The following is a 13,412-nucleotide window of genomic DNA, read 5'->3' as shown; positions in this document are numbered from 1 at the left end:
CCTTGCAGCACATGATTTTTGCCACCAGAACTTTTCCATTACTGCTTGTAATTTTTGCTGTAAGCATATTGGTGCGCTTACCACAGCTCAATCGCCCACTTTCTAAGCATCATGAATTTTGCACTGCGGTTTCGCTGCGCATCATAAAAATTTGGGATACCGGTGGTATAGAAAATTTTGGGTTTAACCCCGCCATGAATTTCAATAAACCTGCCGATAAATTCATAAACAACCATGCCAATACTTCGGGTAAAATGATAGATGTACAAGGCAATTACTATTATGTTTCGCATCCGCCTTTTGCCTACTATTTTCCATTTGTTTTATTTAAGCTGCTGCATATTGAACCCGATGTGTTGCCCCTGCAGTTATTTAATATGGGGCTGCATTTTTTAAGTGCATTGTTTATATATTTCACGGTGTGTTTACTTAGCTTCAACAGGGCAAGAAGCTATCCGCATTTAGCCTCTTTAGTAGCTTTTTCTATCTATATTTTTCTACCTCCTACCTTGTGGTTTCAAGGGAATGTGTATATGAGTGATATGGCTGTTCATACACTTTTTATTATGGGAGTTTACACCACGCTTAAAATGATATTGCGCCAAAAATTTTACTCCTTTAAGTATATTTTCTTTTACACCATTTTACTGTTTTTAATGATTTACACCAGCTGGCTGGGCGTATTTTTTGCTTTTGGCGTATTGGTTTACAGTTTGCTTCATGTAAAGCAGCTAAAGGGTTTTGGTATTCTTATTGCTGCTACCATAATAATACTGCTTTTGGCGCTGCGCATTATTACTTACCAATATGCGCAAATAAATGGCATAGAAGCATACTTTACAGAAATTATGATGCGCTATTTGGTGCGCGGCAGCTTAAATGATACTTCGCACGGATTGCTACACTTCCTCTTTTCATACCTTGGTTTGGTTAAAACAGTACTATTCAACTATGTAGCAAACTATTTTCCTGTTTATGTATTGCTTGCCGGATTTATGTGGATTGCGCTCACCAAAGCAAAACTAAAGATGGTTTTCAGCGAAAACGGTTATCGCTTTATTTGGCTTTCTGTGCTGCCGGTGGTACTCTTGCACTGCATTTTCTTAAACTATAGCATTCAAGATTTTACGGTTCTTTATGCTTCGCTTTTCTTTAGCGTATTACTGGGTATTTTATACGATAAACTTAAAAAATCCGGAGTGTTTTCGATTGCGCAACTCAATGGAACTGTAATTGCATTTATACTGGTTAGCCTTGCCCAATTTTATATTATGAATAAACCCGGCAGCACTTCCATTTTTGGAAAAAAATATGCCGAAGCTCAAGAAGTGGGACATTTTATTGCAAACAATGCCGCCAACGATGAAGTTATTTTTATTGTTGGAAAAGAACCTGAACCACAAGAAATTTGGTATGCGCAACGCAATATGCAATGGGTTGAAAATAACACGCAACTAGAAACAGAAGTTGCAAAAAGAAACATCGAAAAAGCTGTGGTTTTTAACTATGGGAATAATGGTATTTCTATACAAAAACGGATTCCCAACAAAAATTAACTGCCATTTTCATACAAAATCAAAGAAAATAGGAAGTAAAACGCTTGCCCGGTGCATACTTTTACAATTCTATGACAATCCAAAAAGACACCTTCCCCCCTTTTAAACCTACTTTCGCGGGGCAAAATGAAAACGGGTTGCAGGTCTTTTTGGCTGCTATTTTTTTTAGCATTCACGCTATACAGCTTTTCGCAAAACAATATTGAAATTTTAGTGAAAGATGAAGCTACCGGTTTGCCTATGCCACATGCAGCCATTAGCTTTTTCAATTTACAACATAGCACCAAGCCACTTCAATTACTTGCTACAGGAAAAGACGGTAAAGTAAAAACCAATCAAAATTTACCCATTGTAATTAAAATTGCCCACTTAGGATACTCCACTATTTCCGATACATTGCATACTGCAAATGCCAAAGAATACACCCTATCCTTAGAAACCAATAAACTGAGCGATGTGGTAGTAACCGGCCAATATGCAGCCACCAGCACCGCAAGTTCGGTGTATGAAGTTAAAGTACTTAATACCGAACTTATTAAAAACAAAGGTGCAGTAAACCTGCAAGATGCACTCTCTAATGAACTCAATATAAGCCAGAGCACCGACCCTGTTTTTGGAAGTGGTATCAGTATCAATGGAATTTCGGGCGAAGGCGTAAAAATAATGGTAGATGGCGTGCCTGTGGTTGGGCGCTTAGAAGGGAAAATAGACCTGAGCCAAATTAACCTCAACAATATTGAAAGAGTAGAAGTGGTTGAAGGTCCGCTAAGCGTAATGTACGGCACCGATGCTATGGGAGGCGTAATAAACCTTATTACAGGAAACTTCCAAAAAGAGCGCCTTAAAGTATTTACCAAAGGATACTACGAAACCGTAGGGCAATACAATATAGATGCCGGAGCTACTGTTAGGCTCGGTAACCACCAAATAAATGCCAACTTCGGGCGATATTTCTTTGATGGCTACTCCATAAAAAATATCTACGAACGATACAGCGAATGGCGCCCAAAAGAACAATATATGGGCGATATTAAATACACTTACTCAGGCAGCAAACTGCGCTTTTCACTTTCCGGCTCCCTATTTAATGAACTTATGATGAGCAAAGGAGAGCCCAAATACACTGCCGATAGAGTAACGGCAAAAGATGAGCATTTTCTTACCTTCCGCCCACGTGTAAACGCAACTTTTTTGTACCGCTTTACCAACAATAGCACCTTAGATATTGTTGCCGGATACTCCGGCTTTTTCAGGTTTTGGAATACCGTAATGAAAAATATGGTTACAATGGAAGAAACCATTATTCCCTCAGAAACACAAGACACCTCTACTTACCACCAATTTACATTGCGCCCTATTTATTCCATGTACACCAAAAATGCCAAGTTGGGCTTTCAATTTGGTTTAGACATTAACCACGAACTTACTTCGCAACAACGCCTAAAAAACGGCTCACAACAAATTACAGATGCAGCAGCATTCGGCAGCATGAAATGGTATGCCACCAAAGACCTTATTATACAGCCTGCCATTCGCTTTGCTTACAACTCGCGCTTCCGCTCGCCATTAGTGCCTTCACTTAATATTAAATATGCCTACAAAGAAATTTTCACCCTGCGTGCTTCTTATGGTTTAGGATATCGCGCACCCGCACTTAAAGAACTCTATATTGATTTTAAGGATAGCAACCACGATATTGCCGGCAACGAAGACTTAAAACCAGAAACAGGGCACAACACCCAACTTTCTACCAACATTACTTTGCGCAAAGGCGCGCACAAAGTAGAACTGCAACCATCCGGATTCTTCAATTACATCACCAATAAAATAGACTTAAAAGCTGTGGCACCTTCACCCGATGCCACACCTGGAGTAGTATCTTACCGATACGATAATTTTAAAAACGTAATGACCTATGGTGGCGATTTTACTATCAACTATACTTGGAAAAAACTAAGTGCCAGTGCCGGAGTATTGCTAACCCAGTTTGAAACTTTTGATGAGTCCATAAAAGAAAAAACAATAAAGAACCTTAGCCCCGATGCCAATGCGCGCATAGGTTACACCATTCCCAAAGCAGAAATTGCAGTAAATGTATTTTACAAATATACCGGCCGCAGAGCTGTATTTTCTATGAACAGCAGCTTGAGCACTGGGTTTGTAAATGGTTTCCACACCGTAGATATTACAGCTTCGCGTAGCTTCTGGAAAAATAGAATTCAATTAACCGTGGGAGGAAAAAACCTGGCAAACGTAACCAATATAAATGCACAAAATGTTTCGGGAGCCGCGCATAGTGCAGGTGGCAGTGGCGGCTTAATGGTAAATAGAGGAAGAACCTTTTTTGTGAGTTTGGTGCTGCAATACACCAAATAAAATAGGAGTAAAAACACAAATGAATACGGAGATAATGAAATTAGTGAAACCAAACATTACAACTACTATTACGGCTGTAGTATGCGGTATTGTAATGTTTACTTTTTCATCTTGTTTTAAAGAAAAACCACTTACACCCAAAGGATCGGCAAACAGCGATAAGCATATCGTAGTACCAATGACTCCTACTTACCAAAACATGTTTTTCTTTAACCTGCAAAGCGGCCAAATTGTAAAAGAAAGCAACCCCGAAACCTTTGATTTAATGTTTGAAAATACCGACAGTAAAATTGCCATTTGGCTCAATGGAAGTAAGCTGATGATGGCAAAGCGCACCAACCAAACCGACTTTAGCAAAGTTACTTACAGCGATACACTTTCTGCCGATGGCTGGCTATTAGACAAACCCGATTTTAACCTAGATTCTAATGCCATTGGCACTTGGTGGGAACAAAATAATGGCAGCACTGCATCTAAAAAAGAAGTGTACCTTATTCAACTTGGGAAAGATATAAACGGTAATCTTTTAGGCTACCGAAAAATACAAATTGAAAGCTTTGCCGCCAACACTTACAATATACGTTTTGCCTTTCCCGATGGCAGCGATGAGCATGTATTTTCCGTTTCAAAAAATGGAGTTTCGTGCTATCGGTATTTCTCTTTTCAAAACGGAGGAAGTTTAGTAGAAATAGAACCCGCCAAAGAAGCATGGGATATAGTTTTTACCCGATATAGTTATGTATTTTACGACCCATACTATTTGCCATATATTGTAGTAGGTGCGCTATCGAACCCATTGCAAATAGAAGCTTATGCAGATTCCAGCATAAGCTATTCCAATTCAAAACTCAGCGATTTAAAACAAGAATATTTTTCGCCCAATAGAGATGTAATTGGCTACGATTGGAAACAATACGATTACACGGAATACAAAGTATCGCCCTATAAAATATTCTTTATTAAAACACGAGACCAACGCTTTTACAAGCTGCGCTTCTTAGATTTTTACAACGAAAAATTCGAGCGTGGCTACCCTACTTTTGAGTACGAGGAACTTTAAACAACTACCAGCTATTTTCCTTTAAATGCAGCTTTGCGTTTTTCTACAAATGCAGCTACACCTTCGCGGTAGTCTTCGCTTCTACCAGCTATTTCTTGATTCCATGCTTCTTGCTGCAACATTTCTGCCAGCGATGCTGTGCCTGCTTTATTCAACATGCGTTTTATTAAACCAATAGCTTTGGTAGCTCCGGTGGCATACCTTGCTGCTATAGCATTCGCCACATCATTAAGTTGCTCATCTTCAGCCAACTTGTTTACCAAACCCCAACCATAAGCTTGCTCTGCCGAAAACTTATCGCCCAAGGTTGCCAATTCAAATGCCTTATTATAGCCCAAAGCATGAGGCAAAAAGTAAGAGCCTCCGGAGTCGAGTACCAAACCAATATTCACAAATGCCTCTACAAAAACAGCACTCTTTGCTGCCACAATATAATCGCAAGCAAAAACCAAAGATGCACCGGCTCCGGCAGCCACACCATTTACTTTTGCTATTACAGGCTTGGGCATTTCGCGCAAGCCCAAAATCATAGGATTATACCTACGTAATACCGAATCGCTTAAACTTCTTCCCTTCGCGGCCTCTGCATCTTTTAAATCTTGACCGCTGCAAAAAGCCTTGCCCGCACCCGTAATTACCAATACCCTCGCAGCTTCGTTCTTTGCCGTTTGCTTTATGGCATCTATTACTTCGCGGCTCATTTCTTCATTAAAAGCATTAAACCTATCGGCACGGTTGAGCGTAAGCGTTGCTACGCCTTCGTTAATTTCAAACAGAATTGTATTATACATTGAATTGATTTTTTTATCCTACTTTAATACCATCGTACAGTTTCCAATAAATAGCTGCCATTACCAGCACAAACATCAACACAATAAAAAGATTAAAACGTTGCAAAGCCTCATTTCTAAACACACCTTCTCTATCCACATCCACATAAAAAAGCAAATACCAGCTAATAACAAGACCTAATGCTCCGTAGCCAACATAAATTAAATTGGTATATGTAAATGGCTCCGGCAAAATAAGCGTTGTTACAAATAAAGCACTAATAATAAAGGGAACTACCGCTACTTCTACAAAATACTTTCTCCGCTTTTCCAGCTTGTTTACCTTGCCGTAAGAATATGCCATAGAAATAAATGGCCGGGTAGAAAAAAAGCACAAAAACGTTAATAATCCTATAGAAAGCGGCATTAAAATATATGCAAAAATTTTAGGCACATGCAGCCATGCCAACACTATTACCAAGTTATTAAAATATGGTGAATAATATTCTTCTAAACCCAACAGCGCCAATAAACCTTGCGCACAAAACATGGCAATTGCCCACACATATAACCATAAGAAAAAAATGGCTGAAGGAATATTAAAATGCTTCAATCTATGGAATACCAATAAGCCAAGCAGCCCCACCACCACCGATGCCAATATCCCTGAAGAAAATACAATTACGATATCTTTTAGATACCAAATATCGGTTCCCTTTGAAATTGGAAAAGATTCATAAAACACCAACTTAGACTTGATATCATATAACTTTTCTACGAAAGATTTAGTAGCACCGCACGTAAAAAGTACCACCAAATAAGCCATTGCAGAACAAACCGCAGAGTTCAATACTCTAAAAAATTTTCCTACCCACTGTTCTCTTCCGGTAATGTGCTCCATAGTGCAAATATGTTTTAAAAATACTACTGTCCTTTCGGCTTATATTTCGCTTTCGATGCAATGGTTTTGGCATCGTACTTTGTACATAAATCGCGCAAGCTCACTTTGCCGCCCGACTCTTTCATAAACTTGCGCACAATTTGCCAACCAACCCAACTACCAATGTTTCCGGGACTTTCGGGAGGCATACCTGTGGTGGTAGGGCCATCCGATAAATACCGCTTATGCTCCATAAAACTTTGTGTATATAACAAGTCGCGCTGGTTCATGTATTGCCAAATAGCATACTCGCTGCTTCGGCACCATTGGTCTTGCTCTCTGGTGTATCCAATAATTAAACTATCCGGCAAATTGGGAAGCATCATCTCCATAAAATAAAGTTTCTTCCCTTTGTTAATCATAGCATCGAGCAAAGGTGTTCCGGGTTGGTAAACATCATCGCCAAAATACATGTTATACAACACATCGGCACAGTTTTGCACTATAAAATCGCTGCGTAATTTGCGCTGTACATACCGTGGAATATCCAAGTAAGTATAAACCGGATACTGCTGTCCCAAATACATATCTAAACTAATAGCCAAAACGGTAGTATCGAAAGTAAAAGCACCATAGCTAAACTCCGAAATAATTGTAACCGGCTTAGGCAGCGGAAATTCCGGAAAATAGTACCTGATATGGCGATAAAGGTTGGCGATGTTTTGCTGCAACACATCGGTATTGCTATATCGGAATGCAACCGTATCATAGAGCGAACGAACGCCCGTATCTGCCAAAAATGCAAGCATGTTTTCTTTGGGTAAACGCTGTGTATTGGCAACTTGAAAATCGCCCATCACATCGTGTACATAAAAAGGATAAAATCCATTGTACTTTAATTTCAACGATGCCTCTTGCGCTTCAAAATTTTCTGCATTCAACGAAAAAAAATCTTTGTAAAACGGCTCAATCTTAGCATCTACTTGAATAGCGCTCACATCTACCTTCTTAGAATGGCTTTCGCCACAAGAACCTAAAAAGAAAGCTGCCAACAAGAAAAATAATAATTGAAAGGTGTATTGTTTCATTCCAAATGTAAGGTTGCAAATTTTTATTGAAAACAGAATAATGTTGAACGCCTCTACCGAATTTACACAATTGCAGCACCACTTTTGTTTACTTTAGAAATATATGCATCGCTGTTGAGGTCAATTGCTGCAAATGCCTGCTGCATAGCCAATGCCACGTTTTGAGCAATAGTGCTATGCTCACAAAGTGCAAACACCGAAGGCCCGGAACCTGAAATACTGCAACCCAATGCGCCTGCATTTAGTGCAGCATCTTTAATATCGTTGAAACCTGGAATTAACAGCGCACGCATAGGCTCCGCAACCACATCGTGCAAGGAGCGTCCTATAAGATTAAAATCCGGTTTCATTAAACCAGCAATAAGGGCAGCTAAATTGCCCCATTGGGCAATGGCATCGTGTAACTGCACTTCTCGCCTCAATACCTTTCGTGCATCTTCGGTACGCAATTCTATGTGTGGATTTACTACCGCACAAAACAAGTTGTCGGGCGATGGAATCTCTATAATATCCAATGGTTCGTAGCTTCTTACCAATACGAAGCCACCTAAAATTGCAGGTGCCACATTATCGGCATGTGCAGCACCACAAGCAATGCGCTCTGCTTCCATTGCAAATGGTACTAATTCTTTTCTAGAAAGCGGCTTACCCATCAATTCATTTATGCCTACTACTGCTGCTGCCGAGCTTGCTGCACTAGAGCCTAAACCACTGCCCAGTGGCAGTTTCTTTTCAATAGAAATTTCAACACCTTGCTCTTTGCCAATGTGCCTCAGGTATTCAATTATAGCTACTCCTGCCGTGTTTTTGGGGGCAGCAAGCGGCAACCTGCCACCATCGCCTGCAATGCTTGTAATGCTTACTACTTGCGTATTATTTAAGGTTAGCTTTACTGTGTCGCCAGGCTGCTCTACGGCAAACCCCAACACATCAAAACCACATGCTACATTGGCAACTGTTGCCGGAGCAAAAACCGAAATAGATTGCTTATTCATCTTGCAGTTTTAATCATTTCTCTTAAACCATTATCATATTCCGCTACGCACGTTTTCCAATCGTATTTTTCTACCCATTGGCGTGTATTCATAGTGCGGAGATATTTTACATCCATAATGCGCTTTTGCAGCTTACTCACAAAATCGTTTTCATCATAAAAAAAGGTAGATGAAAACTGCTGCGGCACATGCTCGGCATAAGCCAATCGCTTAGGCAACAAGGGTACTGTGTTGCAAAACATGGCTTCTACCACACTTGCGCCAAAAAAATCTTGATGCGAAGTTACAGGGAGCAAATCTGCTTTCCACAACCATTGGCAATATGCCTCCTCGCTTTCGGCAAAACCCCAATGCACAATATTTTCGCTCAATTTTTCTTTTGCTTCCTTAAAAATGGCTGGTGTATTTTTAAACAATTCACCCAGTACTGCCAACTTAAAATCTATGCCATGTTCTTGCAATAAAAAGAGTGCTTCAAAAAATTGAATAGGATTCTTATCGCCCTCCCATCTATGATTCCAAAGTACTAAACACCTTGTGTACTTTTCTACAATGGCCGGCTTCTTCTGCTCATACTTTTCTAAATCAATTCCTAAGTAAACTACCTTACTTTTCTGCTCAATGGCTGCAATGGTCTCAAGATTATTAAAATCGGGAAATTGCTTCAAAAATTGTGGCAACGCGTCTATAAAACTACGAAGATGATACTGAGAATTAAACCATACCGCATTGGCAACCAAGGCAGAAGTATAATTGATAAAGGCATAATGATTATCGCGCTTTAGCAACACATCTGCATCTGTTGCGCTCCACGGATATGTTAATTGGTTTTCGTGCATGTACAGCACCATTGGAGTAGAAGATGTATATACCGCAGTAAGTGATTTGAATAGGCTTACATCTAACATATCAGTCGCCACTATTGCATCGAACTGTTTATTTTCTAACCGAAGAAATAATTGCGCCAATGTAACTGCTGCGCCATGCATGCGCCACTTCCAATGATAGCCCGGCAGTGTAAGCAACTCTATTTGAAATGCACTGTGTTGCTGCCAACCTAATGCCCACTGCTTATGCGAGCCTGTAAAAAAAGGTTCAATCAGCAGTACTCTCATGTGGCAACACTGTTATGCTTATTACTGGTGAATTAGGCATTACCTTAAAGCGCTCATCGGCACGGAAACCAACTACCCACACAATTTTTTTATTGCTTTCTAAAACCCATACATCTTCCTTTTTATGCAGCGGCAACTTTATATCGGTTAAGAACTTCTTTACTTTTTTCTTTTTAAGATTAAAGCCAAACGGGTAAAAATAATCGCCTGCTTTCCACTTGCGCAGCGTTAATGGGAAAGTGCACATTTGTGCATTCACCCAAATGGAATTTGCAGCTGTTTTAAGCGAAGCTGGCACTGCGTGTACCGGTGCTACTTTCAATGTAAAATCTGCACTTTTAACCTCGCAAGAATCTGAGTAAACATAATGTTGCGATGCAGCCTCAGTCTTTCCCTTAGTAAGTATTAAAAATTTTCTATCGCGAATAATGCGTGCTTGCCCACTTTCATATACTGCACCTGCTTGCCCGTGCAACTGTGCCAGCATGCTATCTACTTGCTGCGCATTGAAACCAAAACCACTCAGATATGTAAATAGAATGCTGCGCCTGTCTTGCAACTGCTTCAACTTTTCGATAGCTATATATACATCGCCATGCCTATGAAACAATAATGTTTTAGCCACCTTTGCAAAATGTGTATTGAACTGTTTTTCTACCTCAGAAAAAACAGCAATGTTCTCGGCAAATGTTTCTTCAAAAGACGGATTCAATTCCTTAAAAAGTGGAATAATTTGATGGCGGATAAAATTGCGCGAATACTTATCGGAAGCATTAGAACTATCTTCGCGCCACTGCAATTTTTCTTGCATAGCAAAGGCCTCTATTTCTGCTCTGGTAGCAAACAATAATGGACGAATAATATTATCGTGCTTGGGCAAAATTCCTCTTAATCCCTTTATACCGGTACCGCGCGAAAGGTTAAAAAGTATGGTTTCAATATTATCGTTTAAATGGTGTGCCGTGGCTATAAAATCAAACTTCTTTTCTCTGCAAATTTTATTAAACCAAGCATAGCGCAACTGGCGAGCCGCCTCTTGTACCGATAATTTACTTTCGGCTGCAAACGTTGCTGTATCAAACCTTTCAATATAAAACTCTATTTCATTTTGCGTTGCATAATCGCTTACAAATTGCTCATCGCCATTACTCTCCTCGCCTCTTAATCCAAAATTGCAGTGCGCCATTGCAAAACTATATCCTGCCTGCTGCAGCAACGAGCAAAGCACCATAGAATCCACACCACCACTTACAGCAACCAACACTCTTCTTTTAGTGGAAAAAAGTTGGTGCTGTTTATTAAAATCTAAAAATTTTTCTACCAGCAATGTAATAGTTTTAATAGAAAATAAATGTGGTGAATATAAGATTGCACTTAATTCCCAAAAACATAATTAATGATATTGGCACCCATGCGCAATGCCTTTTGTCGCGTTTCTTCCGGGTCCTTATGCACTTCCGCATCTTCCCATCCATCACCCAAATCGCACTCATAAGTGTATAGCACCACCATTCTACCTTCGTAAAACAATGCAAATGCTTGTGCCGGTTTATTATCGTGCTCATGTATTTTGGGCAAGCCACCGGAGAACTTAAATTTTTGATTAAAAATAGGATGATTAAAAGGCAACTCCATCAACTTACTTCCTGGAATCAACTTTTCTAATTGCGGGCGAATAAATTTATCCATGCCGTAGTTATCATCCACATGTAGAAAGCCCCCTGCCATTAAGTAATTTCGTAAGTTATCAGTTTCTGCATTGTTAAAAACCACATTACCATGTCCCGTCATGTGCAAAAACGGGTAATTAAAAATTTCCGGGCTGCCAACCTCAACCGTACCCGGTTCTGCATCTATATTGGTATTTAAATTTTTATTGCAAAAACTAATAAGGTTGGGGAGCGAAGTAGGATTGGCATACCAATCTCCACCACCATTATATTTTAGCAATGCAATGCTCAATGCTTCATTTCCCGAAGCAAATATCACACATGGAAACAACAAAACTAAGAGATATTTCATGCAGTTTTCCATTTAATGTTACAGCCCATGCTCGGTCGCTGCACAGGCGAAATTTCCCTGCCTGCAAGCAACGCATTCATGGCTGCCAATAAATCTTTTCCGGTAACAGCCACATTATTTCCTGGTCGCGAATCATCAAACTGTCCGCGATATACCAATTTATTCTCTGCATTAAACAAATAAAAATCGGGTGTGCAAGCAGCATCATACAATTTAGCCACTGCTTGTGTTTCATCGTATAAATACGGAAACACAAAATTTTCTTCCAATGCCAACTCTTTCATTTTATCGGGAGCATCGTCCGGATATTTTTCTACATTATTAGAACTAATGGCGGCAATACCAATTCCTTTTTGCCCATACTCTGCTGCAATGGCTGCAAATTGATGGTTGATATGTTTTACATAAGGACAGTGATTACACATAAATACAAGCAAGGTTCCCGCTATTCCTTTTATATCGTAAAAAGAAAATTCTCTACCCGAAACTGTATCCGGCAAAGAAAAATCGGGAGCAAGCGTACCCAGCGGAATCATATTTGATGGTGTTAGAGCCATGAAAGAAAATTTTTGCTGTGAAAATAAAATACGAATGCTATATTTGCACCCTCTTTTGAAAAAATAAAGAAAAGGAGCTCTCGTAGCTTAACTGGATAGAGCATCTGACTACGGATCAGAAGGTTAGGGGTTCGACTCCCTTCGAGAGCACAAAGGGTGTAAGACGCAAGTTTCACACCCTTTTCTTTTTTCCAATATCTCTCTATTCCTCTCAATTTATTGCAACCGCCTTAAAACACACCTATACAGACTATATAACACAGAATATAATTTTATGTATGCAATTGAAACTGTTTAACCGAACGGTTGTAAAAAAGAAAAAGGCGTAAAGAAATCTTTACGCCTTGTAGCCCGTAGGGGAATCGAACCCCTCTTTCCTCCGTGAAAGGGAGATGTCCTAACCGATAGACGAACGAGCCTTACTTTAAAAGCGGGTGCAAATGTAGCAATTCAAACTTAATATCAAAGACTTAGTGCAAATTGTTGCTATAAATCTTTATTCACACCTTCAAAATATTAGCTATGGCTGTATTTCCCAAGTAAAGTATCTACCAATGCGGTATATGCTTGCATAGCCTCTTCGCTGCTCATGCCTCTTTTGCTATCCCACTGTTTCCACTTAAATTTTTCTTTTATATCCCACATGCCCGGCTCCTTGGTGTTGTTATCGCCCTCTGTGGCTTGCTTAAACAAGGCATATAAATCTAGCAACTCTTCGTTTTCGGGGCGCTCGGTAAGTGTTTTTACGCGCACTTGCGCTTCTTCAAATTTTTTTTGCGTACTCATACTGCAATAATAATTTTGAAAACCTACAATTTCAAAATTTTACATTTGCCGCGCATCAGAAAAAAATATGAAAATATTTTTTTGAACCAGTATGCTTTGTTGGTCCCGTAGTACAACGGATAGTATGGAGGTTTCCGGAGCCTCAGATTCAGGTTCGATTCCTGACGGGACTACAACTTTTATATAAATTCTCTACTTTCCCGTTCA

12 protein-coding genes and 3 tRNA genes are annotated in these 13,412 nt (G+C 39.7%); 5 read left to right on the top strand and 10 right to left on the bottom strand.

The features are described 5' to 3' along the window. The first annotated feature begins 11 nt into the window (after positions 1-11). The 3 genes from KF872_11895 to KF872_11885 all read left to right on the top strand — a co-directional run bounded on the left by KF872_11895 (position 12) and on the right by KF872_11885 (position 4,992). Entirely contained in the window at positions 12-1,556 is a 1,545-nt protein-coding gene (locus KF872_11895; GenBank protein MBX2904241.1) for a hypothetical protein, read from the top strand. Positions 1,557-1,769: 213 nt separating this feature from the next. Next, entirely contained in the window at positions 1,770-3,932 is a 2,163-nt protein-coding gene (locus KF872_11890; protein MBX2904240.1) for a TonB-dependent receptor, read from the top strand. Positions 3,933-3,966: 34 nt separating this feature from the next. After that, entirely contained in the window at positions 3,967-4,992 is a 1,026-nt protein-coding gene (locus KF872_11885; GenBank protein MBX2904239.1) for an HmuY family protein, read from the top strand. 11 nt (positions 4,993-5,003) lie between these two features. Here KF872_11885 and KF872_11880 read toward each other — a convergent pair whose 3' ends face one another. The 8 genes from KF872_11880 to KF872_11845 all read right to left on the bottom strand — a co-directional run bounded on the left by KF872_11880 (position 5,004) and on the right by KF872_11845 (position 12,419). Beyond that, positions 5,004-5,783: an enoyl-CoA hydratase/isomerase family protein gene (locus KF872_11880; GenBank protein ID MBX2904238.1), complete on the bottom strand. Its 780-nt coding sequence runs from the start codon at positions 5,781-5,783 to the stop codon at positions 5,004-5,006. Between the two features lie 13 nt (positions 5,784-5,796). After that, positions 5,797-6,663 carry a hypothetical protein gene (locus tag KF872_11875; protein MBX2904237.1) on the bottom strand — a complete coding sequence of 289 codons (867 nt, stop codon included), beginning with the start codon at positions 6,661-6,663 and terminating at the stop codon, positions 5,797-5,799. 23 nt (positions 6,664-6,686) lie between these two features. Then, positions 6,687-7,730, bottom strand: coding sequence for a hypothetical protein (locus KF872_11870; GenBank protein MBX2904236.1), 1,044 nt, complete (start codon positions 7,728-7,730; stop codon positions 6,687-6,689). 62 nt (positions 7,731-7,792) lie between these two features. Beyond that, positions 7,793-8,725: a homoserine kinase gene (locus tag KF872_11865; protein MBX2904235.1), complete on the bottom strand. Its 933-nt coding sequence runs from the start codon at positions 8,723-8,725 to the stop codon at positions 7,793-7,795. Next, positions 8,722-9,840, bottom strand: a complete 1,119-nt coding sequence (locus KF872_11860) for a DUF3524 domain-containing protein (protein ID MBX2904234.1) — start codon at positions 9,838-9,840, stop codon at positions 8,722-8,724. Before KF872_11860 ends, KF872_11865 begins: the two co-directional genes overlap by 4 nt. Further along, a complete protein-coding gene (gene tilS, locus KF872_11855; protein ID MBX2904233.1) occupies positions 9,821-11,167 on the bottom strand; it encodes a tRNA lysidine(34) synthetase TilS in 1,347 nt (448 codons plus the stop codon). The genes KF872_11860 and tilS overlap by 20 nt, the downstream gene beginning before the upstream one ends. A gap of 47 nt (positions 11,168-11,214) precedes the next feature. Beyond that, on the bottom strand, positions 11,215-11,862 hold the full coding sequence (locus KF872_11850) for a DUF4159 domain-containing protein (protein MBX2904232.1): 648 nt from the start codon (positions 11,860-11,862) through the stop codon (positions 11,215-11,217). Beyond that, positions 11,859-12,419 (bottom strand): thioredoxin family protein, encoded by a 561-nt coding sequence (locus KF872_11845; protein ID MBX2904231.1) that lies wholly within the window; start codon positions 12,417-12,419, stop codon positions 11,859-11,861. Before KF872_11845 ends, KF872_11850 begins: the two co-directional genes overlap by 4 nt. Before the next feature lie 76 nt (positions 12,420-12,495). Here KF872_11845 and KF872_11840 point away from each other — a divergent pair. Then, positions 12,496-12,569 (top strand) — tRNA-Arg (locus KF872_11840). A 197-nt stretch (positions 12,570-12,766) separates the two neighbouring features. Here KF872_11840 and KF872_11835 read toward each other — a convergent pair. Continuing rightward, positions 12,767-12,838: transfer RNA gene (locus tag KF872_11835), tRNA-Glu, on the bottom strand. A gap of 97 nt (positions 12,839-12,935) precedes the next feature. Then, positions 12,936-13,205 (bottom strand): acyl-CoA-binding protein, encoded by a 270-nt coding sequence (locus tag KF872_11830; GenBank protein MBX2904230.1) that lies wholly within the window; start codon positions 13,203-13,205, stop codon positions 12,936-12,938. A 101-nt stretch (positions 13,206-13,306) separates the two neighbouring features. Here KF872_11830 and KF872_11825 point away from each other — a divergent pair. Then, positions 13,307-13,378, top strand: a tRNA-Arg gene (locus tag KF872_11825). Positions 13,379-13,412: the final 34 nt, after the last annotated feature.

The organism is Chitinophagales bacterium (assembly GCA_019638515.1).
Taxonomy (GTDB): Bacteria; Bacteroidota; Bacteroidia; order Chitinophagales; family LD1; genus UBA7692.
This window is presented reverse-complemented; position numbering and strand designations above follow the sequence as displayed.